Origin of the sequence: Paraburkholderia sp. Clong3 (assembly GCF_050436485.1) — a bacterium.
In the GTDB taxonomy this organism is placed as follows: Bacteria; Pseudomonadota; Gammaproteobacteria; order Burkholderiales; family Burkholderiaceae; genus Paraburkholderia; species Paraburkholderia tuberum.
The window spans coordinates 733,125-758,012 of sequence record NZ_JBNDMH010000001.1 but is presented as its reverse complement, the minus strand read 5'-3'; the positions used below and the strand labels follow the sequence as shown (position 1 = coordinate 758,012).

Below are 24,888 nucleotides of genomic sequence, written 5' to 3'. Positions count from 1 at the left end.
CCATGCTGGAAAGCATTTACATCGGCATGAGCGGGTTGACGGCGTACGCGAAGGGCCTGCAAACCATCAGCAATAACGTCGCGAACCTGAACACCGCGGGCTTCAAGACCTCGACGCCGGGGTTCGCCGATCTGTATTACGGCCAGCAGTTTGCGCGGGGCGAACCAGGCGCGATGAACACGACGCAATTCGGCAGCGGCGTCGAGTACGGTTACTCGTCGTTGAATTTCGCGCAGGGTGATCTGCGCGTGAGTAACGGCCAGCTCGATCTTGCAATTCAGGGCAAGGGCTTTCTGACGCTGCTCGACGGTGACACCGCACGTTACGCCCGCACCGGTCAGTTCGCGGTCGGCAACGACGGCTTTATCGAGGACAAGGCGACGGGTTTGAAACTCGCGGCCTTGAGCGCATCGGGCAGCCTCGGTCCGATTTCGCTCGCCGGCAAACAGATCAGCCCACCGCAAGCGACGACGGTGATCAGGTTTTCCGACAATCTGTCGACGGGTTCGACCAGCTTCTCGATTCCGGACGTTGACGTCTTTGACGCGAACGGCGGCAAGCACACGCTGACAATCGCGTTCGCGCCCGATTCGAGCATCGTTCCCGGGCGCTGGCAGGTGACCGTCTCCGACGAAAACAACATACCGGTCCAGCAGGGCACGCTGCAGTTCAACGGTGGTATTCCCGAGCCCGGACGCGACCGGATCGACTTCACGCTGACTTCCGCCGACGCGCTGCCGCTCACCGTCACACTCGATTTCTCGACCGGCGTCACCGGCTTCTCCGCCGGCAGCTTCTCGAGCCTGCGTGTGTCGGACAAGGACGGCTACGGGACCGGTACGTTGTCGTCGATGAACGTCGACGTCGATGGGCGACTGGTGCTGCAATACTCGAACGGACAAACCGATGAGCTCGGCACGATCGCGCTCGCGAGCTTTGCGAATCCGCAGCAACTGGTGCAACAGGGGAATGGTCTATTCGATGCGTCGCACGCGTCGCCGCCGCAATATCGCACCAGCAATGGCGCGGGCGTTGGGCAACTGCTCGCGGGCGCGACCGAGGCGTCGAACGTCGATCTATCGACGGAGTTTGGTCAACTGATCCTGATTCAGCGCGGCTTCCAGGCGTCGTCGCAGGTTATCAGTACCGCCAACGAAATGATCATGCAGCTGTTCCAGATGCGAGGTCAGGGATGAGCGTCGTGCCAATCCGCTGGCGGCCGCTCGGCGCGCGCGATCTCGCAGCCGGCGCGGCGTGGTTTGCGCGCGCAATCGATCCGTGGCGGCAGGCGTGGCTAGCCGCGCCCGAGCTCACTGTCGAAGCCGTGGACTTGCTCGATCCGTTCGACAGCGCGCCGCCTTCGGGCCAATGCGAGTCGTGGTCAATCGGCGACAACGTCTGGCTATTCACCGAGTCTCGGCAGATCGACATGCTGGTCAACGAGACGCTCGATCTGCCGAAGACGTTCGCCCTGACCGACGACGCCCGCGCGCCCCTGCTCGCGGACGTCGGCAAGCAGCTTGTCGACGAACTGCTCGATGCGATCGGTGCGGCGTTATCTCCAGGGCAACAGTCCGCTGCCCGCGTCCGTACGACAGGAAACACCGATACACCGCGTCTTCGTTTTGGCGGCGCCTGCTTCCGAATACGGAACACGAGCGGCGAGACCGTCTTGACGCTCGTCTGCGGCGCGCCGGCGCTGTGGTCGTGTTTGCCCGTCAGCAAGTCGACGGTTCATGGAGCGAACTCACCGGCCACCACGCGTCGCAGCACGGCCGTCGAATCGAGCCGCGTATCGCTCTGGGCGATGCTCGGGCAGTGCGAACTGAGCGTGCCGCAACTGGCCACGCTCGCCGTTGGCGACGTCATCCGACTCGACCAGACGATTTCCGAGCCGATCCCGTTGCTGTTGGCGCAGTCCGATTGCGGACGACTCCCCCCCATCGCCGCCGGCACGCCTGGACAACACGGCGGCAAATTATCCATTCAACTGACTTCGATAGCCGGGCCCGATACCCCATGACTCTGAGTACCCCACCCACCCGACCGCTCGTCATGCGTGTCGACCTTCCCGAACAAGAACCCGTCTACGACGACCGCAACACGACACGCCCGCAGCTGGCGCTGCTCGAAGAAGTGAAGGTCACCGTCGACATCCGCCTCGGCTCAGCCGAGATGTCGATCAAGGAACTGCTGGCGCTGCAATCCGGCGCTGTGGTCGAACTCGATCGTCATCTCGGCGATGCCGTCGACGTGTTGCTCAACGACAAGAGCGTTGCGCGCGCCGAGATCGTCGCGCTTGGTGAGCAGTTCGGCATTCGAATCACTGAAATCTCGACGCACCCATGACCGTTTCAACCCCGGCCTCATGGCTGCAAGGCGCAAGCGACGCAACCGCAGGCCAACATGCGTTATCGGCAACCGGCCTCGCACTCGCGGGGGTCGACGTCATGCGCGTCGGCATCACACTCGTGTGTTGCATCGCGCTTGGTATCGTTGCGATTCTGCTTTTGCGGCGAAGCCATCGGGTCGGCGCGTGCGGTTCGTCGTCGAGCCGCACGCCGCGGATCACCGCAGCCGCATCGCTGCGTCTGGGCCCGCGCACGACGCTTCATCTGATCGAATACGATAGCCGCGTCGTCCTGCTCGCCTCGGATGCAACCGGTGTCAAGCTGCTGGACGCGCGCGATCGACCTGACGGAGCGCGCGAAGCATGATGCAACGAAGTCGGTTTCACGCGTGGCGCTGGCTGATCGCGCTGCTGCCAGGAGTCTTCTGCCTGTATGCCGGATTCGCCGACGCTGCGCCCATCGCGCCAATCGCGCACAGCGGTGACGCAGGCATGCTGTCGCTCTCCGGTTCCGCATCCGGAGTCATCGCGGACAGTAAGGGCGTATCTGAAGCGGTACGCATTGCGACGCTGCTCACGCTACTCAGTGTCGCCCCTGCACTGATCGTGTCGATGACGGCATTCATCCGCATCGCGATCGTGCTGTCGATGATCCGGCACGCGTTTGGCATGCCGGAAACGCCGCCGACACCCGTGCTGATCAGCCTCGCGCTGTTCCTGACGGCATTCGCCATGCTGCCGACACTGCAGGTGATCAATCACGACGCGCTGCAGCCATTCATGCACGGCCAGATCGACCTCGCTCACGCGCTCGACAGCAGTACCGCGCCGATTCGCGATTTCATGCTGCGCCAGGTGCGCGAGGATGAGCTAAGGCTGATGTACGAGATGTCGCAACAGGCGCTGCCGCAGACGCCGGCCGACGTCAGCCTGGTGCAGTTGACGCCCGCGTTCATCCTCAACGAATTACGCGTTGCGTTTCAGATCGGCTTCGTGATCCTGCTGCCGTTCCTGCTGATCGACCTCGTCGTGTCGAGCGTGCTGCTGTCGCTCGGTATGCTGATGGTGCCGCCCGCAACGATCTCATTGCCGCTCAAAGTGCTGATGTTCGTGCTGGTGGACGGCTGGAGCCTCGTGTTGCGCGGCGTGCTGGGTAGCTTCAAATGAACTTGCCGGCGGAGTATGCGAATGCCGACGAGACCCACGGTGACGCCGCGGCGTCCGCATTGGAGAAGAGCCTATGGGCAGCGCTACGCGACGAAAGCGGTCCGCAAGCGCGCGAAGCCGTATTCGCGCACTTTCTGCCCTACGCACAGGCGCTCGCGGCGCAACTATACGCAGGCCGGCACCGCGACGACGTCGAGTTCAAGGACTTTCTGCAACTTGCCTGCGTCGGTCTGCTCGAAGCAATCGACCGCTTCGAATCCGGGCGCGGCGTGTCGTTTCGCACCTTCTGCACCCCACGCCTCAGAGGCAACGTTTTGACCGGCGTACAGCGTCTGAGCGATGCGCAGGAACAAATCGCGCTGCGCAAACGGATACGGCGCGAGCGTGTTGCATCACTAGAAACGCCCGCTCGCACGAGCAAGCAGTCCGATACGTTCCAGGCTCTCGCGACGCTCGCCGCGGGCCTCGCGATCGGCTTCATGCTCGACGATACCGGCATCGTCGAGGAATCCGCCGCGCAGGCCGCGCCGTATGCAACCGCTTATCAAATCATCGCCTGGAGGCAGACAACGGAGCAACTGCATTCGGCCGTCGCACGATTATCGACGCGCGAGCAGAAGATTATCCGCTACCATTATTTTCATGGACTGGGATTCGAGCAAATCGCCGACATTTTCGGCGTAACCAAGGGCCGCATCTCACAGTTGCATCGCGGTGCGCTGCTCGATCTGCGCAACCTGCTCGGCAATACCGAGCATCTGCATATCACTGGCTAGAACTATGACTCATGAACACGATTCTCCTACGCACTGCAACGATGGCGTCATGTCGTCCGTCCTCTCCGCGATGCAGGGCACCGATGAACATGCGCTCGATGTGCTGAACGAGACGCTCGCTGGCTGGCCGCTCGATGCACGCCTGTGGTTCCTGCGCGGCTCGGTGTACGCCAACCAGGGTCGACACGGCGAAGCGCGTACTGATTTCGTTCAGGCGTTGACGCTCGTGCCGGATCTTCACGTCGCCCGCTTCATGCTGGGGCTTCTCGAACTGCAAAACGGGCTCGTCGCGCAGGCGTCGCGAAGCTGGTTGCCACTCGATCGCCTGGCTGAGTACGACGCACTGCGCGTGCTCAAGGATGGGCTGCTGAGGCTTGCCGACGATCAGTTCGATGACGCGCTCGACAAGCTCAATCGCGGCATGGAGCTCAATCGGCAGTATCCGTTGATCAACGCCTATGTCCGCGCGCTGATCGCGACATTGACCGCCGGGGCCGAGCCCGCGGATCAGGCGAAAGAAAGCTCCGCGGCGCAACACGACCATCTGCTGCTGTCGGGCTATCAGAACAATCAGACCCGTCACTGATTCGCGGCCGCGCCATGGACCCCATTTCGACGCTCAATCAGGCAATGCAGGTGCTACGGCAACAACTCGCCGAAAAGGAGCAGCGGGGCGAACGGACGGCCTCCGGCCGCAAGGGGGCATCTTCCATGCAGCCTGGCGGACCGCCGTCGACTGCCGAAGGTCTGCCTGATGCGATTCGAACGCGGATCGACACGTTACGCGCGGCAGGTGTCGACGACGAGCGGCAGTTCTTTCGTGCCGTGGTCGAGCTGCTGTTGCTGCGCGAGTTCGGCGAAGAAATGGCCAACGATCCCTCTTTCCAGCAGATGAGCGAATGGGTCAGCGAGTGCCTGTCCGAACAGCTCGACGCGCGTCATGTGCTGCGCGAGGTCATCCGTGATTAACGACGTGCATCGCTGACGCTGAGTTTCTGGGTGCCATTGCCGAGGACGACACTGTCGACGTGGTGGCACAAGACGGCTGGACTGAATCTTGCGCCTCCTCAATGATTGGAGGAAAACGATCATGATCAGACTACTCTTTGCAATCATCATATCGGCCGGCCTGGCGGGCTGCGTCGTCGCCCCGCCGCCGCCCAGCTATGGCTACGGTTATGAGCCAGCGCCCGCCTATGGCTATGCCCCCGGGTATTACGTCGCGCCCTCCGTGAGCCTCGGCATCGGCATTGGCGGCTACTGGGGTGGCCATGGGGGCCATTCGCACGGTCATTGAAACAGCCGTTCCCGAAAGTCCACGAGCGCTCTACCGAACCAGGGTAAACATCCATCCTCCCACGAAGCACTTCAAAATGGTTTGGGTACGGAGTATATTCGCGTTCAGCAGATATCTACTGAACGGAGGAGGACGTCATGCAATTTCATCTCAACGGTTTCCGGGTCGGCGATCCGACGATCGAGCCAGTCATCAGCAATGCGCATGCTGCGCAGATGCCCGAGACGGTCGACGTGCTGATCGTCGGCAGCGGCCCTGCCGGCCTCGTACTGGCGGCGCAGCTGTCGCAATTCCCGTCGATCGGCACGCGCGTCGTCGAGCGTCGCGACGGACCGTTGCAGATGGGTCAGGCCGATGGCGTGGCGTGCCGTACCGTCGAGATGTTCAATGCGTTCGGCCTCAGTGACCGCCTGCTGCAAGAAGCCTATTGGGTCAATGAAACAGTATTCTGGCGACCCGATGCAAATGACCGCGGCGCGATCAGTCGTACCGGCCGAGTTCAGGATACCGAAACAGGCGTTTCGGAATTTCCGCACGTCATCGTCAATCAGGCCCGCATCCAGGAATATCTGCTCGACGTGATGCGCCGCTCCGCGCGACGGATCGAACCGGACTACGGCCTCGAAGTGGTCGACGTTCAGCGCGACGATACGCACGAATACCCGGTGCTGGTCACGCTGCGCCATACCGATCCCGCGCGGCTCGACGAGACGATGTCCGTGCGTGCGCGCTATGTCGTCGGTTGCGACGGCGCTCGCAGCCGCGTACGCACCGCCATCGGACAAACGCTGCGCGGTGACGCGGCCAACCATGCGTGGGGCGTGATGGATGCGCTGGCGGTCAGCGACTTTCCGGACATCCGGCTGAAAGCGGCGATTCAGTCCGCGAGCAGGGGCAACCTGCTGATCATTCCGCGTGAAGGCGGATATCTGGTCCGCTTCTACGTGGACCTCGGCGATGTCACCCCGGAGAACCGCGACAGCATCAAGCAGATCACGGTCGATCGCATCATCGAGACGGCGCAGCGCATCCTCCATCCCTATACGCTCGACGTAAAAGAAGTGGCGTGGTTCTCGGTCTATGAGGTCGGGCAGCGCCTCACCGACCGCTTCGACGATGCCATCGCCGCCGACGGCACTTCGCGCGAGCCTCGCGTGTTCATCGCGGGCGACGCCTGCCACACGCATAGCGCCAAAGCGGGTCAGGGCATGAACGTGTCGATGCAGGACGGCTTCAATCTCGGCTGGAAGCTCGGCGCGGTGCTGGAGGGGCGCAGCGACGCCGCTCTGTTGCGCACGTATTCGGACGAGCGCCAACCTATTGCGCAGGAGCTGATCGATTTCGACAAGGAATGGTCGGCGATGATGGCCGCGCCGCCGAAGGATCCGAACCGGCCCGAGGCGGGCGGCGTCGATCCCGCGGAGCTTCAGGCGTACTTCGTTCGTGCTGGCCGCTACACGGCTGGCGTCGCAACGCGTTACCGGCCGGCCACCCTGACCGGTGAAGCGACGCATCAGGCGCTCGCCAAAGGCTTTGCGATCGGTACGCGCTTTCACTCGTCGCCTGTCGTTCGCCTCGCTGATGCAAAACCGTTCCATCTAGGGCATGCCGCGCAAGCGGACGGCCGCTGGCGCCTGTACGCTTTCGCGGACGCGTCGCGTCGTGCGCTGGATGCGCTGTGCGAGCATCTCGACAAGTCGCCCGATTCCGTTTTGAGGCTCTTCACGCCGAAGGACGCCGACGTGGACAGCGTTCTCGATCTGCGCGCGGTGCTGCAACAGCCGCATCGCGAAGTCCGCCTCGAAGACGTCCCCGCCGTCCTGATGCCGCGCAAGGGTCGCTACGGCCTCATCGACTACGAAAAGGCATTTACGAGCGACGCGACGACTGATATCTTCGACGAGCGCGGCATCGATCGCGAACAAGGTGCACTCGTCGTGGTACGTCCCGATCAATACGTGGCCCATGTTCTTCCATTGAATGCGTATGCGGAGTTGAACGCCTTCTTTCGGCCCATCTTTCGCGTGCGTTAAACCACAACGAAACCCAAACCTCCGAAATTGCCGATCAAACCCGAAGACGCCGGCGCGCTCCCCAAATTTACTGGCAGCCTGGTGCGCCGTGCCCAACAGCGCCATGCAGCGGTCTGGCTGAGCGAGGTTTCCGCGGAGATCACAAGCGTGCAGTACGCGGCGCTCGAGGTCTTGCACGAGACGCCTGGCGTCAGTCAGCGGCAACTCGGAGACAAACTCGACGTGGATCGTTCGACGATTGCCGATCTCGTTGCACGCATGGTGCGCAATGGCCAGATCGAGCGCGCGGACGATCCTGTCGACAAGCGCAGTTATGTGCTGTTTCTCACCACTGCCGGTAAGAAGCAGCTCTCGGCCTTGCGTCCGCGCGTCGAGCAGGTCGAGCGCGTTCTCACTGAAAGGCTGACGGCAAGCGAATTGGCGCAGTTGCGCCGGCTGCTTTCGGCACTGTTGCCGCCGCGAGCTTGATGCGCTTGCTCCTGAAGACCGCCTGCCGTCGCGGTCTGCCAGACAGCGCCTCCATTTCGGCTCCCATAGCCCCCTCCCCGCCGCCGCCTGGTTAGAACCGGGTGCCTTTCCAGAACAAATGACGGACGACGCACGCGAGCCCGCACATTTGTTCCGGCACGCAACCTGAACTTCGCCGCGGTGGAGCAATCGCTCAGCGCTCGCGTGATTGCCGATGCAAGCGGCGTAGTCGGCAATCGGGCGTTCTACTTCTCGTCGCAGAGTTATGCGGCGAACAATCCCGACGTGGTCCGGATCCTGATCGAAGAACTCGACAAGGTCGATCAGTGGGGCAAGCAGAACAAGGATCAGCTCGCCAGCGAACTCGCGCAGCTAAGGGGTCTGCCGAAGCAGGTCGTGGACGTGGCGGTGCAGCGCCAGCAGTTCGGCACGCAGCCGATTACCCGCGCGATTCTCGGCGAGCAGCAACAGATCGCCGAGACGTTCCTCGATCTCGGCCTGATTCCGAAGCACGTCGACGTGCTGAAGGCGGCGCCTTCGAATCTCGCGTAGGCGTATGGGCGGCGGAACGACGCCGCACCCGCGTCAACGCTCGGAGAGCGGTCGCGTTGGCGTAGCCTGTTGTTCCTGCGGGGCGTCGCTGTGCTCCGTCATACGCCGCACCGAACTCACGCTGGCCGCGATCAACGCGAGCGCCGCGGCAATGCCGGCAATCAACGTGAGGTGCTGGCCATGCACGAGTCCGAACACGATGGACACCGCCACCGCGCCGCTCGACTGGCCGAGCAGACGACCCATCGATTGCAGGCCGGACGCGCCGCCGCTGCGATGCCGCGGCGCACTGCCGATGATCACGCGGTTGTTCGGCGACTGAAAGATACCGAAGCCGAGGCCGCAGACCGCGAGCCGCCACACGATGTCGAAGCGCGTCGCCGTCTCGCCGAGCTGGCAGAGCATCGCGAGTCCGCACCCGAACACGACGAGCCCGACGCTGCTGATGCGTCCCGGCGCCCACCGATCGGACAGCCGGCCCGCGACCGGTGCGATCAACGCGGTCACGAGCGGCCACGGCGTCATCAGAATGCCGGTCTGTGTTTCCGACAGCTTCAGCGTCTGCTCGAAGTAGAACGGCAGCACGATGTACGCCATCGTCTGCGCCGCGAACGAGCAGATCGACGTCGCCATCGACAGTGAAAACACCGGCATGCGCAGCAGGTCGATGGGCAGCATCGGTGTCGCGAGCCGGCTTTCGCGTCGCACGAACAGCACGCCGGCCACCAAGGCGATCGCGACCATCACGGCGCCCCGCTGCGTCGCGCCCGCCTGGTTGAATGCCGCGAGACCGGAGATCAGCAGGCCGAATGTGAGCGCGTTGAGCAGGACGCTCAGGCCGCTCAGGCGAGCCCCCGAGGTCGGCGTCGCGGGCAACGTGCGCGCGCCGATCGACAGCGCCAGCACGCCGAGCGGCACGTTGACGAGGAACAGCCACTGCCAGTGCGCGACCGCCAGAATCGCCGACGCGATACTCGGCCCCGCCGCCGACGAAACGGCCACCACCAGCGACGAATAGCCGACGCCGACGCCTAGCCGCGCCTTCGGGAAAACGAAGCGCACCAGCGCGATATTCACGCTCATGATGCCGGCCGCGCCGAAGCCCTGAAACACGCGAGCGACCGCAAGCGCCAGCAGCGTGTGCGCATTCGCGCAGGCGAACGACGCCAGCGTGAAAAGCGCGAGTCCGTAGCAGTAGACCCGCTTGTAGCCGAGGCTGTCCCCTAGCACCGCGAGCGGCAGCAAGGACACCGTTATCGCCAGCTGATACGCGTTGACGACCCAGATCGCGTTTGCGGGCGATACCGCGAGGTCGTTGCTGATGGTGGGCAGCGCGACGTTGACGATCGAAGTGTCGAGCACCGACATCGTCATCGCGATGGCGATCGCGATGTACGCAAACGCACGTTGGGGATTGGGCAGGCCGTCGGTCATGGTGCAAGCGGGTCGAAAGAAAATGCGCGGGCGACTGCGTGCGGCGCGGGCGCCGTCGCGGGTGCATTGTTGCAACTCCGACTCGCGGGAGCAAGGTTGCACTCGATACCGGAATGATGGCTACCCGGCTTGTCTCCCCGGGGTCTTGCGATTCGCGAGCGCGTGCATACGCGCGCTCGTCAGGCATGACACGTGCAACACCTGAATCGAAACAAAGTTGACGTTACTGCGCCACACGTTGTAAGTCTGTAGGGATCGTCGCCGCTATCGGCGCCGGCGAAGCGCGCATGGAAACGAAACGCCCTTTTTTCACGATCGGCCACTCGACGCGTCCGTTGCAGGAATTCGTCGACTTACTGAAAGGCGAGCAGATCGCCCTGCTCGTCGACGTGCGCAGCATGCCGCGCTCGCGGACCAACCCGCAGTTCAATCGCGACACGCTGCCCGCCTCGCTCGCGCCGGAACATATCGACTACATGCATCTCGCCGCGCTCGGCGGACGCCGCAGCAGGCGCAAGGATGACGCGCCGTCGCCGAATGCGTACTGGACGCATCCGGCCTTTCGCAACTATGCCGACTATGCAATGAGCGACGCGTTCCGCGAGGGACTGGCGCAACTTCTGACGCTCGGTCATCGGCAGCGCTGCACGATCATGTGCTCGGAGGCGGTCTGGTGGCGCTGCCACCGGCGTATCATTACGGACTATCTGCTGATGCACGATGAAACCGTGCTGCACATCATGGACGCTCATCACACGAACGCCGCCACGATGACACCGGGCGCCGCGCACCCATCCGCGCGATCAGCCGCTCGTGGTAAACACGCATCCTGACCCGGCGTCCCAATCTTCGGAACGGTTACGGGTATACATGGATTAGGAGTCGCAACCGCACTGCACTAACATTTTTGCGGTACCGCACGGCTCGTATCGAGCGCTTCCGAATCGGGGTTGCACGTCCCACGCCAAACTCTCGCGCTGCCCCGCGAACTCCCGGTGCCGTCCAGCATCTGCACGCAATCGACGCAACGTCGACCACATCGACCAATGAAGACAAGAACCGGAGGATCAGATGGCACAGCAACGGGATGACGATCAGAAAAACAGCGGCAACGGTTTCAGCACGGCGCGGCGGGGGCTGATGCAGGGCGCGGGACTCGGCGCAGCGCTTTCGCTGATGGGCGCGCTAGGCGGCGCGGGCGGTCTGATCGGCACCGCGCAGGCAGCGCAGACGGCTTTTCCGTCGCACAAGAAGTGGAGGATCGTGTTCGTCAATCACGTCACCACCAACCCGTTCTTCGTGCCCACGCAGTACGGCATTCAGGATGCCTGCTCACTACTCGACATGGATTATCAGTGGACCGGCTCGGCCACGTCCGATGCCGGCGAAATGGTCCGCGCCGTGAACTCGGCGATTGCCGCGAAGGCCGACGCCATCGCGGTGCCGATCGTCGATCCGAGCGCTTTCGACAAGCCCATCCTGGCCGCGCTCGACGCCGGAATTCCGGTGTTCGCGTACAACGCCGACGCGCCGCGCGGCAAGAAGAATCCGCGCCTCGCGTATATCGGCCAGGACCTGTATCTGTCGGGCTACCAGATGGGCGAGCGCATCGTCAGTCTGATCGACAGCGGCATGGTCGGGCTGTTCATCGCCACGCCGGGGCAGCTCAACATCCAGCCGCGTCTGGACGGTGCGAGCGACGCCATCAAGAAGTCCGGCAAGAAGATCGACATCCAGACCGTGGCCACGGGCGCGACCGTCAACGAGGAGCTGTCGAAGATCAAGGCGTTCTACCTGGGCCACCAGGACCTGAAGGGCATGTTCGCGGTGGATGCGGGCAGCACGCAGGGCGTCGCGCAGGTGATGAAAGAGTCGAACCTGCCGTCCAAAGGCGTGCACGGCGGCGGCTTCGACCTGCTGCCGACCACGATCCAGCTGATCCACGAAGGTTTCCTCGACTTCACCATCGATCAGCAGCCCTACGTCCAGGGTTTCTATACGGTGATGGAGGCGTTCGTGTTCCTCAGCTCCGGCGGCCTCGTCGGCCCGGCCGAAATCAACACCGGCCTGAAATTCGTGACCAAGGATAACGTCGAGCCGTACCTGAATACCTCGACGCGCTTTGAAGGCAAGACCGACAAGGAGCAAATCGTTCCGAGATCCGGCCCAATCAAGTCCTGATGAATACAGTGAACGAAACCAGCAAAGCGGTCCGCGCGCCCCGGCGCGCGGGCGTTTCCTTCGCGTCTCAATGGGCGGCCGAGCTGCGCATCCTGCTCGTGGCCGTGCTGCTGGCCGCCTACTTCGAATTCGCAAACCACGATTTCCTGCTTACCAACGCGAGCCTCGTCAACCTGTCGCAGTTCATCGCGCCGGTGGCGATCATCGCGTTCGGCGAAATCATGTTGATGATCGGCGGCGACATCGATCTGTCGGCGGGCATGGTGTTCGCGTTCGCGCCATTCATGATGGTGTTCGCGAATGACGCGGGCGCGCCGATGTGGCTCGCCGTGATCGCGGGGCTCGTGGCCGCGGGAATCGTCGGCTTCGTGAACGGGGCGGTGTCGGTTTGGCTGCGGCTGCCCTCGTTCGTTACGACGCTCGGCACGCTCTTTCTGATCAACGGTATCACGCTCACGATCTCGCGCGGCACGCCCGCCGCCACGCCGGGATCGCCCACCTTCGCCGGGTTCATGGGCGCGTGGGGCTACAGCGAGATCATCTGGACCCTGGTGATCGCGGCCGCGATGCACGTGCTGTTGCGACATACACGCTGGGGCCTGCATACGCAGGCCGCGGGTGCGAATCCGCTCGGCGCGAGCGAGGCCGGCATACATGTGAAGCGACTGCGCCTCGGCAACTTCGTCCTCGCCGCGGTGCTGGCGGGCTTCACTGGCATGCTCGAAGCCTTTCGCATTACCTCGATCGACCCGCAGGCCGGCGGCAACCAGATCATGTTCCTTGCCGTGGCCGCCGCCGTGATCGGCGGCACGCCGCTCACGGGCGGCTCGGGCACCATCGTGGGCGGGCTCATCGGCGCAGCGGTGCTCGGTATTCTGAACGACGGCTTTACACTGATCGGTATCAACGCGTTTACGTTCAACATCATTCTTGGCGCCGCGATTCTGGCGGCGATGATCTTCAACATCCACGTCGGGCGCATTCGCCGCAAGGGTGGACGATGATGGACCAATCGCAAACCTCCTCCGCGGGCGCCAATGCCACGGCCGCTGCGCGCAGCGCGCCGAACGCCCCGCTCGCGCTGCGCGGCGACGGCCTCGTCAAACGCTTCGGCGCGGTCACGGCGCTCGATGGCGTCTCGCTCACGCTCGGCAAGGGCGAGATCCTCGGCATACTCGGCGACAACGGTGCGGGCAAGTCCACGCTCGTGAAGATCCTCACGGGCTTTCATCAGCAAACGAGCGGCACGCTCCACATCGACGGCGAGGAGACGCTGTTGCGCTCGGTCGATCATGCGCGTTCGCTCGGCATCGAATGCGTGTATCAGGATCTCGCGCTCGCGAATTCGCTGAGTATTTACCACAACATGTTCCTGAACCGCGAAATCGTGCGGCGCGGGCCGTTCAGGCTGCTCGACCACAAACGGATGCGCGAGCGCGCGGCGCAATGCCTCGACGATATCGGCGTGCACGTGCCTTCGGTGGATTTGCCCGTGGAGCGTCTTTCGGGCGGCCAGCGCCAGGCGATCGCCGTGGCGCGCGCCGTGCATTCGAACGCGAAAATCCTGTTGCTCGACGAACCGCTCGCCGCGATGGGCGCGCGCGAGGCGGGACTCATCATCGACCTACTGATGCGCTTGAAGGAAAAAGGCGGCCTCTCGATCATCATGATCATGCACAACTATGCGCAGACGCTCGATATCGCGGATCGCATCATGTTGATGCAGCGAGGGCGCGTGACCTACGAGCAACAGAGCGCGCTGACTTCGGTGGCGGAGCTGATGGACATCGTGCAGCGGGAATACCGGGCCATGCGCGCCGGCGGCGCACAGTGAGGCCGCCACGGCCCGCGACACCGCGCAACTCAGATCAGAAATCGATCTTCGCGTTCACGCTGACCATGCGCGGATCACCCGGCGCGATGTAGTCCGAGTACTGGAACATCCAGTAGCGGCGATTCGTGATGTTGTCGATCGCCGCGCGCAGCGTCAAGTCGTGCCCACCGATGCGCGTCGGATAGTTCGCCCCGATGTTTACGATCATGTGCTTCATCGACGGCCTACTGAATCAGCGGACCGTCATTGCGATTCAGGAGGGGCTGCGATGCTTCGACAATGTGGACTGGTGACGGGCGCCGTCGTTCACTCGCGACGCACTCTGCGCCGATACCGTTATATGTTCATCGTATGGGAGCCGCAGGACGAGAAACATTATCATCGGCGACACCGGCGAAAGATGCCGCAGAAATGACCCGTAGTCCGGCTCGAAAATAGCTTGCGTTGACAGGAAACTGACCAGAAAACAAAAACAAAGTGTCTCGAATCGACCCACCGGAAATAGCGCCGCCGCGGAGCGATAACGCACAAACACAGTCGCAAAAGTGAAAAACACGCCAATGCCGCCCAGCATTTGCAGCGGAGAACCCGACGTAATCAACCGCACCGGCAAAACGAAGGTCGCCAGCGTGATGGCGACGTTCGCCACGCCAATGAACATACCACTGCCTGGAATGAACTGTACGATCATCGACCCCACTTCCTCCGGGTCCCGCCACTCATTGGCATTCTGCCTTGCGAAATCCAGTGATTCGCCATAGGCCTTCTGGAACACGAAGGCGACCATCACAAACATGGCCAGCGCGAAAAAGATCAATGAAATCGGCCTTCTGAAGCCGTTTGGCGCGAAATAAAGAAACACGGTTGCGGCCAGTGTAATGCCCCAATACGATCTGAAGTACACGGCTACCACCGCTGCCAGGACGACAAACAAAACCAATATCGCACGCGACGAGTTGTAAAAGAGCATCAAAAGAACCAGAATCGAAATGATGATTTCTTTCGATGGAACGCCGATGTAGACGGTCTGATTGGCGAGCCAGAAGGCAACCAGAAAGAACTCGGCCGGCTTTAGCGAAGTGACACCGGAACGCCAGATGGCGACAAACATGCCGATTGTCGATGCGAGAAATCCTATCAAAGAAATGGAGAAACTCTGGAGACCGAAAAAGTTGAACAGCCACGCGAGATTGTCAAATGAGTCGCCAAACGCCCTGAAAGCCGTGACGGTCTTCATCCGGTCGAAAATCACCAGTTCATCCAACAGAAAACGCGCCGGCAACGTGCTGTCGTGAAACGCGGAGATCGCATAAAGCGCGATGAACAGAATGAACCAGACCGCGGCCGACACGCCTGGACTCGCATTCCTGCCGATGATGCCGGGGAGTTTTACAATGCGCATTCTCTTTCCCTGAACAAGTGAGCGACTCGCCTCGCGGTGGAGGAGCTAAACTTGCAGCGTCGCTGATTTTTGAGCGCAGAGATCACGGCGCTTCAAAACTAGGTTGGCGATTCAAATAAGCGTCCGGCTCCTTGCCGATCTTGAGCGCCTGGTAAGTACCCACACTTGCCACGATCGTTCCACAGACGCTGAGCAGAAGAAGCGAGTGGATGAACCCGACGCCGAGGAATTGAGCCGTCGCAAAGATCAGGAAGATCGATACGGCATTGACTGCTTGAATCATCAAGTCGATCTTCAGCCGGTTCGCGACAATGAATACCTGAGCCATCGAGCCATAGATCGCCATCGTGATGAAATAGGGAACAAAGATCAGGTACACGGACATCGACGGTTCCCATTCGTCGCCCATCTTCATGTGGATAATGAGGCTAAGGCCTGCATAGCACGCTGCCACCAGAGAAATGCTGATAAACGTCAGCATAGTAAAAAACTGTTTCGAGGGATTCACTCTGTCTTTTCTGTGGCCGTCGAAATAATCGATCAGATCGCGGCGGAAGACAGCGCCCAAACTTTGCGACAAGAGGGATGCAGGGAAGTACCCCACACGATACGCCAGCGCAAAGATGCCGGCTTCACGATGATCGAAGATCATCGGCATCAAAATGGCGGACGCATAGATCACGAATGAATTCAGCGTAGTGGTCGGCACACCAAATTTTGCATACTGGATCTGAAGCGCGGAGAACCTGATGAAGGCCAACGGGATCATCCGGCGCGCCGAGTAAAGGCAGATCGCGGCGGGCACAACGGTCGAGGCCAGAAAAATCCAGCTATAGATGTTGAATACGGTGGTGCCTGTGCACTCCCCTTTCGAAAACATCATCATGCAGACAAAGTAGACGGCGAACGCGGCATTAGGGAAGAACCGGATCGTCGCGATTTGCGCGTACTTTCTTTCGGTGGTGAGTGCTCCGCACAACGCCTGTTGCAGGAACACGCCAAGTGCCAGACCGATAACAGGTATGTATTCCGTATGCCCGGCCGCTGCCGTGGCCGCCACGAGCGCCACGCCGATCCCTATGGCGACCGCACTGGAACTCGTCATTGCGCGCACGGCCTGGGCCTTGTCCGCCGCCATGCACGCAACCTCCAGACGCAAGCCGATCACCGACCCGATAAAAAGACCACCGGCCATGAGCTGGCTGAAATACCCGAGAGCCGTCGGCCCGCAGAACTTCCCGATCAATAGAATCGAAACGAAATTGAGCGCCTGACTCAGTACGACTCCAGCGATACTGACGATCGAATGTTTGATATTCACAATTTATCTACGTCGAGGTCCGGGTGAATTTTTCATCGCTCTACACGACGATGGTTGTCGTCTGAAGGCTAGCCTTTCTGCGTCTTGCCGCTGCCGGGCAATGCGTCGAGATAGGCAGCACTGCGATAGAGGCCTGCGCGCGCGCCCAGACTATAGCGATAGACATCCGTATCGATCGCGTTGAAGATCACGCCCTTCACCCGGGCATTCGCCTGCTTGAGCTGCTTGGTGGCCTCCACCACCTGCGCAATGGAAGTGGTCTCGAAGCGGGTCACCAGCAACACGGTGCCGCAGCTATCCGCAAGCGCGGTCGCGTCGGATACGGCGAGCACCGGCGGCGTGTCGATCAGCACGATGTCGTATTCGCTCGTCTTCGCGAGGAATTGCTGCATGCGTTCGCTCACCAGAAGCTCGGCCGGGTTCTCCGGTATCGCTCCGCGCGCAACGAAGTCGAGGCCCGGACGCACGTCACGCGTGATCACCGGGTCGGACGTCACGTCCGACGACAGATAGTCAGCCAGGCCGGGGGTCGAGTCGAGACCAAAGTATTGCTCGAGATGACCTTTGCGCAGGTCCGCGTCGATCAGCAACACCCGCTTGCCGGCCGCCGATACGACCGCCGCCAGATTCGCCGAAAGGAACGACTTGCCCACCTGTTCCGTCGGCCCCGTCAGCAGCACGCGATTGTCGCCCGATTCCGATTCCAGCATGGCAAAATGAAGCGCGGTTCTGAGTCGGCGCAGGCTTTCAATCGACGGGTCGCGCGGAAACTCGCTCGCCAGCAGGAACTTCTCGCCGGCGGGCAGCTTCGGCGTCTTGCCGATTCGCGCGACTTTCGCCTGCGACAGCGGCACGCTCGCATAGACGTTCAGGCCCGTTTGCTCCTCGATCTCCTGCGCGTCGGTCACGCCCCGATACAGCGCCGTACGCCCGAACGCAGCACCCACGCCCAGAATCAGGCCGCCCAACGCAGCATAGATAATCACCAGAAGCTTGTTCGGCTTGATCGGCTCCTTCGGCACCACCGGGTTATCGATCAACCGCACCGTTCCAACCTTGCCGGCGCGAACCAGTCTGAGCTGTTGCATGTTGTTCAGCATGCCGACGTAAAGCTCGTTGTTCACGTTCATGTCACGGGTCAGGCGCACCGCATTCTGCTCCAGGTCCGGCAACGCCTGTTCCTGCTGCGACAAGCTTCCGATCCTGCTGCTCAGCATGCCGATCTGCTGATCGATCGCCTGGATCGCGGGGTGACCCGGCGCGTAGATCGCGCCCATCTCCGCGCGCTTCTGCTTCAGTTCGAGCAGGCTGCGCTGCGTGGCTACGCTTTGATCCAGATAGGCCTTGCCCTGCTCACTCAGATTGAACACGCCCATGCGGTTGCGCATGTCGTTATAGCGTCCCTCGGCGCGCTCCAGGTCGCTCTTGAGTTGCGGCAGCTGCTCGCTCAGGAACGCAAGCGACTTCTCGGCTTCCGCCGCCTTGCGCTTCAGATTCTGGTCAACATACGCATTGCCGATTTCGGCGAGCGTGCTGGCCGTCAGCAGCCGCTCAGAGCCCGTCAGCGACGCGCCGATGATGCCGCTGTCTTTACCCTTCTGCGACACGGTCAGCCGGTTTTGCAGGCTTTCCACCGTCTTGTCGCGCGACTGTCTCTCCAGAATGAATTGCGTGCCCGGCTTTGCGTTCAGCGAATCGACCTGCAGCGTGATCGCGCCATCGGGCAGTTTCGTGTCGAGCTTTTCGCCCACGCGACCCTCGATCGGCTCGCTGAGATCCGACTGCGCCAGCCGGTAGCGTTCGCCCTCCAGAACCGTCAGAACGAACTTCTCGCCTTCGAATGCTTCCGGGACGTCGAAGCTGGACACCTTGATCGCTTCATCGCCCCATGCATATCCGCCAAATCCAAAGATACCTGGCTCGGAAAGACTCCGGGCTTGCCGGCCCAACCAGTCTCCGATCAATGGAAAGCGCCTGGGCTTTGCGCTGACGTCGAGGTGCAGATCGTCGACCGCTTTTCCGACCACCATTCTCGACTGCAGGATTTCCATTTCAGCCGTCGCCTCTGTTTTGACGTCGAACATGCTGGAGACGTCGCCCAGCGGGCTTTTTGAATTGCTGGTCGGAATGCTGTCTTCCACCTGCACGAGAATATCGGCCTGGTACACCGACGGCGCGATAAACGCGTAGGCCACGCCCACGGCGAGCACGCCGCCGGCGATTCCACCGACCAGCCAACGGTTGGCCATTAGAACGTCGAAATAACGCGAAAGACTTACATCGTTATTCCGGAGCACGGCAGCATTCGTAAGCAGAGAGTTCTGATTCATCGAAACCCCAGGGCGGGTGTACGAAAAGGATGAAAGCTCGATTTAATGTGCAGGCGATGCGGCGTTGCCAGATCTCGCTTTTTGTCACGGGACGGCAACATTTTGGGTGCGGGCGCTGCGCGCGTCAGTTCGGTGTGCAACGCAATCTGTCAACAATTCCTCTGCTTTGCGCGCCACCAACTTCAGAATAATCGTCTTACCGTACAAAGATAAGACTGCCTAAATCTCCGCTGAACCACTGTTTCCCCGCAGTAGATTCTTCGGTGGAAAATTAGCGTATATTTCACACTAACTAGTATCCCAGACTATCTGAAGACGGTCATCACCTCCGTACGCTAACGCACATCGCTTTTGTGACCGTGACGGCACAATCCCGTTTAACGCCGTTAGCTTGGGATGCATATGAAACAATTGATGCGTGAGATATTCACACGCGCGCTGCTTTTCAGTGGAACCCCCGCGGCGATTCGAGCCTTTCTCTGGCGCGATCGCACCGCGATTCTGCTCTATCACGATCCGTCGCCCGCCACGCTCGAGGCTCATTTTGAGTACCTGAAAGACAAGGTCGAGTTCGTGCCGTTGTCGCAGGCAAATTCGCGAGGTAGTGGTCGCCCGCGCGTGGCCGTCACGTTTGACGACGGCCATATCGGCAATGCAAATCTGCTGCCCGTATTCATCAAGTACGGGGTGTACCCGACCATTTACATCTGCAGCAGTGTCGTGGCGCACGATCGTACTCACTGGTTCCTGCATCCTGTCGCGAGGGATGCAGGTGTGAAGCGGCTGATTCGCATGAAAAACCACGAGCGCCTGGCTGAACTCGACGCGCGAGGCTTTCGTCAGGACTTGCCAGACCCAGCGGCGACGATTAGTGGCCTCAGCGCCGCCCATATTGAAGAGATGCGCCCCTATGTCGACTTTCAGTCTCACACACGCTATCACCCGACACTAACCTTCTGTGACGATGACGAATGCTTTGAAGAGCTTGCGCTGTCAAAGTCGGAGGTAGAACGGATCGTCGGTAAGCCTTGCGAGCATTTCGCGTATCCCTATGGCATTTATGGTCCGCGCGAAGTCGAGCTGCTGAAGGCCGCCGGCTACAAGACCGCACGCACGACCGACGTGGGCTGGAATGACGAAGGAAGCGACCCGTTCCGACTCAAGGCGTTCGACATTGACGATGACTCTTCCGTGTCGTGGTTCGCCGCGCAGCTCACGGGCCTGACGTTGGTGCCGCGCTATCTGCGACTGGGACGCGTCAGGCGCCTGGCTCAGCGCATCTTTAGCAGACCACGTGCATTGAACCAGGCGTAGAAAGCACAGCGCCGCCGCGACAGCTCGCGCAGCGGCGTACGACACCGTCGTGCGCCGCGCTGCATCCAACCCAGGGCGGCGAATCGTCACGATAAGGTATTCGCTAATAAAAATACTATCGCGCGCGATCTCGGCTTCGAGCAAAACAAGCGGTCAACGTTCGAGCACCTGTCAATCAAAGGCGCAACCGGACCACCAGTGCATTATTCGTAACGGCCTTATTGTTCCTTATCTCCACGGTTAAAAAGGAAGGCGGCATGCGTAAAATCTTCATCACGTCTCCGGGTACCGCCAATTATCCGGAAATTACTGCCTATCAAAACTATTTTAAAGCGCGCGGCGTGGATGTGGTGGTCGGAACAATCAGCGATTACCGCGCGCTCGATAACAAACGAAATTTCGTGTTGTGGGAAATCATGGGTTTCTATCCGAACCGGTTTGAATCGGACTTTGTCATCCATGACTACCGTTCTCTCTCCGTTGGCGGCTGGCCGGCGATGAAAGACGTCGCGAAGCGGTATTTCAATTGCCAGCCGAATCTGCGGATATTTCAGAACAAACGGCAACAGGAGATCATGGGTTTCGGTCACGGCGTACCCAGTGTGATCCTGCCCATGGGCGTGCCGAACTGGATCTTCGAGGTACAGGATGGCGGTCAGACCAAAAAGAAAGCTGATTTCTGTTATATCGGCGAAATGAGCGTCGAGCGGGGCTTCGATCGCGTGCTGGAAGCATTTATAAACAACTTTCAGAAGCGCGACGTCTCCCTCCTCCTGGTGGGAAAACCGGACCCGCGCATCTACGAAAGATTTTCGAATGCAAAAAATATCATTTTCACTGGGCCGTTGCCGCAGCGTGAGGCGCTGAAGCACGTGGTCGAATCCGATGTTGCGGTGTGCTATTTCCCCTATCACCGGCCGCACTGCTATCAAACGCCGACCAAGCTGCTCGAGTATGCTGCGCTCGGCAAGAAAATCGTGTGCAACGACTCGCCGTCGAATATCAGATGCTGTGAAGAGATGGGCATCCATAGTGTGATCACCACGGCGAACATCTTTGACGGAATCGATGAAGACGCCGCGCGCGGTGCGACAGCGAATCGTCGGACGGACTTCGCAGACCTCATTTGGGACCGGGTGATAGAGCAGTCCAACGTCGCGACATTTCTGCCAACGGATATCAAGCTAACCAACGCTTGACCAATCCATTGACGTGCGACATTTCAACGAATGCGACTCGAACTGCCCTTGGTAGCACTGAGTCAGCCGAAGAGACGACATTTGAACGGTGGCAATGACATGCAGATATTCATTCTTCACCCCGGCAAGGCGAATTATCCTGAGATCGACGCCTACACGAAGTATTTTGTGAGAAACGACTGTAAGGTAACGTCAGGGACACTGGATGATTACAAAAAAGTCAAGAATCCGGAGGAGTACATTCTCTGGTGCATCATGGGCTTTTACCCCAAGATCCCTGCTGCAAAATACGTTATCCACGATTACCGCTCGCTGTCTGTCGGGCGTAACAGTGCGCTAAAGGACAGCATCAAGAAAACGTTTCAACCACGGCCCGATCTTCGAATATTTCAGAACGACTCAATGAGTGCAGTCATGGGCTTCCGCGACGGCGTAGATACCGTTTTCCTGCCGATGGGCGTACCAGATTGGATTTTCACGACGGATGCTGACCGCAACCAGGCGCTTCCGTCGGGAACGTATTGTTATCTGGGCGAGATAACGCGGGAACGCGGCTTTGTCGGCTTCATCAGCGACTTCCTGGCCGCCAAGCGCGACTCGGATACCCTCGTTCTGATTGGGCCTGTTGAAAAGGAAATCTCCGACGCATATCTTCGATCGCCCGGCATCCTGTTCACGGGACGTCTTGCGCAACGCGATGCCCTCGCGGTGGTTCGCAACTGCGAGATTGCTATTTCAACCATCCCGTACAAGCGTCCGTACGACGTGCAGACGCCGACCAAGCTTCTGGAATATGCTGCGCTCGGCAAAAGAATCATCTGCAATGACTCGCCTTCGAATCTGAACGCCGCCGCCAAGTTTGGAATTCAATGTAAAGTAACGGGCCCAGACGTATTCTCTAGCATCTGCAATTTCCACGGCGATATGGTGCCGAAAAATGACCCCTCCACGCTGCTGCATTTGCGGTGGACAGATATAATCGCCGCCTCGGGCGTGGAGCGATATCTCGCGCGGCTCTAAAAATTAAAATGGTTTGCGCGATGACACGCGCAAACCATTTCTTAAAAGTCAGTCTCGTCGCGATCGGCGTTCCGTGAACGTTGGTTACGGAGTGGTGCTTCGATTCTTGCCGCGCCCCATCGGCACGTTCGGGCCAGTTCTTCGCCCGTCCCGACTGCGCGAATCGATGAAGAGTTGATGGTCACGCGCGTGAAGCGGCTTTTGTCCGCTACTCTTCACTTCGGCAAGAGCACTGTATGCAATCGGTCCCAGACGACGGCTTGCTGCAAATCGCTCAGTAGTCACTCGCTCAGCACCGAACGGCCCTGGCGAATGCTTCTCAACTGGGCCGAATAAAGCAGCGCGATGTTGTTGAAGAAACGATCTTCACTGAATCTGTTGCGCGCTTCCTCCTGCGCGCGCCGCAATAAACCTTCACGAAATTTATGCTCGGCTATCATCTTCCGGATCAGCGAAGTCGCTTCCGCAGCCGTCCGATAAAGAACGCCGGTCGAATTGTGACGAATGGTGTCTATATTGCCGGGACAATCTGACGCCACAACGGGTGTGCCGAGCGTCATTGCTTCAATCAGAGAAATCGGCATTCCCTCCCAGGAAGCTGTCGACAAATAGATATCCGCTTGCGCCACAGCCGCGATTACGTCAGCACGCGTAAGCCAACCGGTCACACGCACGCCGGCGTCCTCGAGCGTCCTCCTGAGATCTGCGTCGCCGTCGCCGATCCATACGAACTCGACGCCGTCCCGATCAAACGAGCGTGCAATCTCCGCGAACAATCGCGGATTCTTTTGGACACGAATGCCGCCGACGGTCACAATTTTTCGCCGTTTCGTCGATCCGACTTTTCCGGCGCTTTCCAAACGATTGTTGCCCTGGACACTAACAGCCCGATCGATCGCGTTCTCGACCAGTACTGCATCTCGCCGAAGATAGCGGCGAATAGCGGCGCATTCACTCTCGGAGCAGCCAACGTATGTGCAGTTCTTCACACACGCAAGCAACTCCAATGCGGCGAAACAGTATCGCTTCAACCCGCCTATGTCTCGCCGTACGAAAGAGATGCAGTGCGGGCTATAAAGAAGCGCCGTTGACGGCAACGCAAACAAGGTCGACATTCGTCCCAGGAAACCTGCGAATGACGAGTGCAGATGGACGATATCCGGGTTCAATTCGATGAGTTGTTGGCGCAAGACAGACATGATCCGTGCCAATGATGGCCCTTTCATCTGCAGATGCCGCAGGACGACGTCAGAGTGAAACATCGCGCGCAAATTCTTCGGTGTTTCCTCGCGCTCTGAATAGATCACATACACCTCGTGACCTTCCTTGGCGAGGCGCGTCGCAAGCGTGCTCACAACTGCAAGCGTTCCTGTAGCAGTCGATTCGATTACGTGGACCACTCTCATAACATGTTTCTCGTGAATTGCGCAGCAATAGCGGAACACATCCCCGATCGGTCACGGCGATCGGAACGACATGCAATCTACGACAGGGAAAGGACCTCAGCCGGCTCAGTAGGCGCCGTCTTTCGCGAACACCACTTTGACGGTTCTCAGAAGAATCGACATATCGAATGTCAGCGAGCGGTTCATTGCGTATTTAACATCGAGCGAAACCCGCGTCGGATAGTCCACATCGTTCCGGCCGCTGACCTGCCATAAGCCTGTCATTCCCGGCTTTAGCGCGAGGTAGTAACGAACATCGCGGCCATATCGCACCAGCTCCTTCTGCACGATAGGACGGGGTCCCACCAGGCTCATATCGCCGCGCAGCACGTTCCATAGTTGCGGCAACTCATCGAGGCTCGTCTTGCGCAGAATGCGGCCAACCGGCGTCACACGAATATCGTTTTTAAGCTTGAAATCGCGGTCCCATTCCGCACGAGCCTGCGGATCGGTTGCGAGCAGTTTGGCGAGAACTTCATCCGAGTTCTTCACCATGGAGCGGAACTTCAGGCACTTGAAAGTACGTCCTCCTCGGCCAATTCTTGGATGACCATATACGGCGTTTCCGTGATCGCTCATGACTGCCAGCGCAATTATCAGAAGAACCGGGAAGAGCAGGATGAGTAGAACCGACGCCCCGCAAACGTCCATCGTTCTCTTCACTGCGTCGTCCCACCTTGCGACGAAGATGTTCTCGCTTTGCGGGTTCGAGTCATCCAGGGCGACCTGTTTTGAATTCGCCTCAAGGCACGCCTCTTCCAGTTT

General features: G+C 60.2%; 24 protein-coding genes and 2 pseudogenes. 19 read left to right on the top strand and 7 right to left on the bottom strand.

The window, feature by feature from the left end:
* Positions 1 to 2: 2 nt before the first annotated feature.
* From OKW30_RS03615 to OKW30_RS03560, 12 genes and pseudogenes are all read left to right on the top strand, one after another.
* Entirely contained in the window at positions 3 to 1,196 is a 1,194-nt protein-coding gene (locus OKW30_RS03615) for a flagellar hook protein FlgE (RefSeq protein ID WP_429345983.1), read from the top strand.
* A 134-nt stretch (positions 1,197 to 1,330) separates the two neighbouring features.
* Entirely contained in the window at positions 1,331 to 2,023 is a 693-nt protein-coding gene (locus tag OKW30_RS03610; RefSeq protein ID WP_429345982.1) for a FliM/FliN family flagellar motor C-terminal domain-containing protein, read from the top strand.
* The gene (gene fliN, locus OKW30_RS03605) at positions 2,020 to 2,349 is read left to right on the top strand and encodes a flagellar motor switch protein FliN (RefSeq protein ID WP_260328418.1); all 330 of its coding nucleotides are present in this window, start codon (positions 2,020 to 2,022) and stop codon (positions 2,347 to 2,349) included. Before OKW30_RS03610 ends, fliN begins: the two co-directional genes overlap by 4 nt.
* Positions 2,346 to 2,717: a flagellar biosynthetic protein FliO gene (locus tag OKW30_RS03600; RefSeq protein WP_429345981.1), complete on the top strand. Its 372-nt coding sequence runs from the start codon at positions 2,346 to 2,348 to the stop codon at positions 2,715 to 2,717. Before fliN ends, OKW30_RS03600 begins: the two co-directional genes overlap by 4 nt.
* Positions 2,714 to 3,517, top strand: a complete 804-nt coding sequence (fliP, locus tag OKW30_RS03595; RefSeq protein WP_429345980.1) for a flagellar type III secretion system pore protein FliP — start codon at positions 2,714 to 2,716, stop codon at positions 3,515 to 3,517. The genes OKW30_RS03600 and fliP overlap by 4 nt, the downstream gene beginning before the upstream one ends.
* The gene (locus OKW30_RS03590; RefSeq protein ID WP_429345979.1) at positions 3,514 to 4,293 is read left to right on the top strand and encodes a sigma-70 family RNA polymerase sigma factor; all 780 of its coding nucleotides are present in this window, start codon (positions 3,514 to 3,516) and stop codon (positions 4,291 to 4,293) included. Before fliP ends, OKW30_RS03590 begins: the two co-directional genes overlap by 4 nt.
* Before the next feature lie 49 nt (positions 4,294 to 4,342).
* Positions 4,343 to 4,879, top strand: coding sequence for a tetratricopeptide repeat protein (locus tag OKW30_RS03585; protein WP_429345978.1), 537 nt, complete (start codon positions 4,343 to 4,345; stop codon positions 4,877 to 4,879).
* Positions 4,880 to 4,893: 14 nt separating this feature from the next.
* Entirely contained in the window at positions 4,894 to 5,262 is a 369-nt protein-coding gene (locus tag OKW30_RS03580; RefSeq protein WP_429345977.1) for a hypothetical protein, read from the top strand.
* Positions 5,263 to 5,383: 121 nt separating this feature from the next.
* On the top strand, positions 5,384 to 5,590 hold the full coding sequence (locus OKW30_RS03575; RefSeq protein WP_429345976.1) for a hypothetical protein: 207 nt from the start codon (positions 5,384 to 5,386) through the stop codon (positions 5,588 to 5,590).
* A gap of 137 nt (positions 5,591 to 5,727) precedes the next feature.
* Complete coding sequence (locus tag OKW30_RS03570) at positions 5,728 to 7,623, top strand: FAD-binding monooxygenase (protein WP_429345975.1); 1,896 nt, start codon at positions 5,728 to 5,730, stop codon at positions 7,621 to 7,623.
* A 27-nt stretch (positions 7,624 to 7,650) separates the two neighbouring features.
* Positions 7,651 to 8,091 carry a MarR family winged helix-turn-helix transcriptional regulator gene (locus OKW30_RS03565; protein ID WP_184040718.1) on the top strand — a complete coding sequence of 147 codons (441 nt, stop codon included), beginning with the start codon at positions 7,651 to 7,653 and terminating at the stop codon, positions 8,089 to 8,091.
* 171 nt (positions 8,092 to 8,262) lie between these two features.
* A pseudogene (locus OKW30_RS03560) lies at positions 8,263 to 8,643 on the top strand (sulfonate ABC transporter substrate-binding protein); the annotation flags it as partial.
* Positions 8,644 to 8,676: 33 nt separating this feature from the next.
* On the opposite strand, the gene OKW30_RS03555 reads toward OKW30_RS03560, so the two are convergent.
* Positions 8,677 to 10,077, bottom strand: a complete 1,401-nt coding sequence (locus OKW30_RS03555) for an MFS transporter (protein ID WP_187631605.1) — start codon at positions 10,075 to 10,077, stop codon at positions 8,677 to 8,679.
* 287 nt (positions 10,078 to 10,364) lie between these two features.
* On the opposite strand from OKW30_RS03555, the gene OKW30_RS03550 reads away from it, so the two are divergent.
* From OKW30_RS03550 to OKW30_RS03535, 4 genes are all read left to right on the top strand, one after another.
* Entirely contained in the window at positions 10,365 to 10,910 is a 546-nt protein-coding gene (locus OKW30_RS03550; protein WP_429345974.1) for a DUF488 family protein, read from the top strand.
* 238 nt (positions 10,911 to 11,148) lie between these two features.
* Positions 11,149 to 12,258: a sugar ABC transporter substrate-binding protein gene (locus tag OKW30_RS03545; RefSeq protein ID WP_429345973.1), complete on the top strand. Its 1,110-nt coding sequence runs from the start codon at positions 11,149 to 11,151 to the stop codon at positions 12,256 to 12,258.
* Positions 12,258 to 13,262 (top strand): ABC transporter permease, encoded by a 1,005-nt coding sequence (locus OKW30_RS03540; protein ID WP_184040728.1) that lies wholly within the window; start codon positions 12,258 to 12,260, stop codon positions 13,260 to 13,262. Before OKW30_RS03545 ends, OKW30_RS03540 begins: the two co-directional genes overlap by 1 nt.
* On the top strand, positions 13,262 to 14,092 hold the full coding sequence (locus OKW30_RS03535) for an ATP-binding cassette domain-containing protein (RefSeq protein ID WP_184073898.1): 831 nt from the start codon (positions 13,262 to 13,264) through the stop codon (positions 14,090 to 14,092). The genes OKW30_RS03540 and OKW30_RS03535 overlap by 1 nt, the downstream gene beginning before the upstream one ends.
* A 34-nt stretch (positions 14,093 to 14,126) precedes the next feature.
* Here the strand turns inward: OKW30_RS03535 and OKW30_RS03530 are convergent, their stop codons facing one another.
* The 4 genes from OKW30_RS03530 to OKW30_RS03515 form a co-directional block, all read right to left on the bottom strand.
* Positions 14,127 to 14,309 carry a hypothetical protein gene (locus OKW30_RS03530; RefSeq protein WP_429346107.1) on the bottom strand — a complete coding sequence of 61 codons (183 nt, stop codon included), beginning with the start codon at positions 14,307 to 14,309 and terminating at the stop codon, positions 14,127 to 14,129.
* Positions 14,310 to 14,345: 36 nt separating this feature from the next.
* On the bottom strand, positions 14,346 to 15,494 hold the full coding sequence (locus OKW30_RS03525; RefSeq protein WP_429345972.1) for a hypothetical protein: 1,149 nt from the start codon (positions 15,492 to 15,494) through the stop codon (positions 14,346 to 14,348).
* Between the two features lie 82 nt (positions 15,495 to 15,576).
* Positions 15,577 to 16,815: a lipopolysaccharide biosynthesis protein gene (locus OKW30_RS03520; protein WP_184073888.1), complete on the bottom strand. Its 1,239-nt coding sequence runs from the start codon at positions 16,813 to 16,815 to the stop codon at positions 15,577 to 15,579.
* 68 nt (positions 16,816 to 16,883) lie between these two features.
* Complete coding sequence (locus OKW30_RS03515) at positions 16,884 to 19,145, bottom strand: polysaccharide biosynthesis tyrosine autokinase (protein WP_429345971.1); 2,262 nt, start codon at positions 19,143 to 19,145, stop codon at positions 16,884 to 16,886.
* Between the two features lie 402 nt (positions 19,146 to 19,547).
* Here OKW30_RS03515 and OKW30_RS03510 point away from each other — a divergent pair, with 402 nt between their 5' ends.
* The 3 genes from OKW30_RS03510 (at position 19,548) to OKW30_RS03500 (ending at position 22,678) form a co-directional block, all read left to right on the top strand.
* A complete protein-coding gene (locus OKW30_RS03510; RefSeq protein WP_090811951.1) occupies positions 19,548 to 20,459 on the top strand; it encodes a polysaccharide deacetylase family protein in 912 nt (303 codons plus the stop codon).
* A gap of 257 nt (positions 20,460 to 20,716) precedes the next feature.
* On the top strand, positions 20,717 to 21,658 hold the full coding sequence (locus OKW30_RS03505) for a glycosyltransferase (RefSeq protein ID WP_184074550.1): 942 nt from the start codon (positions 20,717 to 20,719) through the stop codon (positions 21,656 to 21,658).
* A 99-nt stretch (positions 21,659 to 21,757) separates the two neighbouring features.
* Positions 21,758 to 22,678, top strand: coding sequence for a glycosyltransferase (locus tag OKW30_RS03500; protein ID WP_429345970.1), 921 nt, complete (start codon positions 21,758 to 21,760; stop codon positions 22,676 to 22,678).
* A gap of 281 nt (positions 22,679 to 22,959) precedes the next feature.
* Here OKW30_RS03500 and OKW30_RS03495 read toward each other — a convergent pair whose 3' ends face one another.
* Complete coding sequence (locus tag OKW30_RS03495; protein ID WP_429345969.1) at positions 22,960 to 24,084, bottom strand: glycosyltransferase; 1,125 nt, start codon at positions 24,082 to 24,084, stop codon at positions 22,960 to 22,962.
* 105 nt (positions 24,085 to 24,189) lie between these two features.
* Positions 24,190 to 24,786: pseudogene (locus OKW30_RS03490) on the bottom strand (sugar transferase); the annotation flags it as partial.
* Between the last annotated feature and the right edge of the window lie 102 nt (positions 24,787 to 24,888).

Bases quoted from the DNA above. Each gene is read 5' to 3' on its own strand.
- OKW30_RS03530 (WP_429346107.1), bottom strand. From the start codon at position 14,309: ATGAAGCACATGATCGTAAACATCGGGGCGAACTATCCGACGCGCATC.
- OKW30_RS03545 (WP_429345973.1), top strand. From the start codon at position 11,149: ATGGCACAGCAACGGGATGACGATCAGAAAAACAGCGGCAACGGTTTC.
- OKW30_RS03550 (WP_429345974.1), top strand. From the start codon at position 10,365: ATGGAAACGAAACGCCCTTTTTTCACGATCGGCCACTCGACGCGTCCG.
- OKW30_RS03600 (WP_429345981.1), top strand. From the start codon at position 2,346: ATGACCGTTTCAACCCCGGCCTCATGGCTGCAAGGCGCAAGCGACGCA.
- fliN (WP_260328418.1), top strand. From the start codon at position 2,020: ATGACTCTGAGTACCCCACCCACCCGACCGCTCGTCATGCGTGTCGAC.
- OKW30_RS03585 (WP_429345978.1), top strand. From the start codon at position 4,343: ATGTCGTCCGTCCTCTCCGCGATGCAGGGCACCGATGAACATGCGCTC.
- OKW30_RS03500 (WP_429345970.1), top strand. From the start codon at position 21,758: ATGCAGATATTCATTCTTCACCCCGGCAAGGCGAATTATCCTGAGATC.
- OKW30_RS03535 (WP_184073898.1), top strand. From the start codon at position 13,262: ATGGACCAATCGCAAACCTCCTCCGCGGGCGCCAATGCCACGGCCGCT.
- OKW30_RS03575 (WP_429345976.1), top strand. From the start codon at position 5,384: ATGATCAGACTACTCTTTGCAATCATCATATCGGCCGGCCTGGCGGGC.
- OKW30_RS03505 (WP_184074550.1), top strand. From the start codon at position 20,717: ATGCGTAAAATCTTCATCACGTCTCCGGGTACCGCCAATTATCCGGAA.
- OKW30_RS03615 (WP_429345983.1), top strand. From the start codon at position 3: ATGCTGGAAAGCATTTACATCGGCATGAGCGGGTTGACGGCGTACGCG.
- OKW30_RS03590 (WP_429345979.1), top strand. From the start codon at position 3,514: ATGAACTTGCCGGCGGAGTATGCGAATGCCGACGAGACCCACGGTGAC.
- OKW30_RS03495 (WP_429345969.1), bottom strand. From the start codon at position 24,084: ATGAGAGTGGTCCACGTAATCGAATCGACTGCTACAGGAACGCTTGCA.
- OKW30_RS03540 (WP_184040728.1), top strand. From the start codon at position 12,258: ATGAATACAGTGAACGAAACCAGCAAAGCGGTCCGCGCGCCCCGGCGC.
- OKW30_RS03570 (WP_429345975.1), top strand. From the start codon at position 5,728: ATGCAATTTCATCTCAACGGTTTCCGGGTCGGCGATCCGACGATCGAG.
- OKW30_RS03525 (WP_429345972.1), bottom strand. From the start codon at position 15,494: ATGCGCATTGTAAAACTCCCCGGCATCATCGGCAGGAATGCGAGTCCA.
- OKW30_RS03510 (WP_090811951.1), top strand. From the start codon at position 19,548: ATGAAACAATTGATGCGTGAGATATTCACACGCGCGCTGCTTTTCAGT.
- OKW30_RS03580 (WP_429345977.1), top strand. From the start codon at position 4,894: ATGGACCCCATTTCGACGCTCAATCAGGCAATGCAGGTGCTACGGCAA.
- OKW30_RS03555 (WP_187631605.1), bottom strand. From the start codon at position 10,077: ATGACCGACGGCCTGCCCAATCCCCAACGTGCGTTTGCGTACATCGCG.
- OKW30_RS03515 (WP_429345971.1), bottom strand. From the start codon at position 19,145: ATGAATCAGAACTCTCTGCTTACGAATGCTGCCGTGCTCCGGAATAAC.
- fliP (WP_429345980.1), top strand. From the start codon at position 2,714: ATGATGCAACGAAGTCGGTTTCACGCGTGGCGCTGGCTGATCGCGCTG.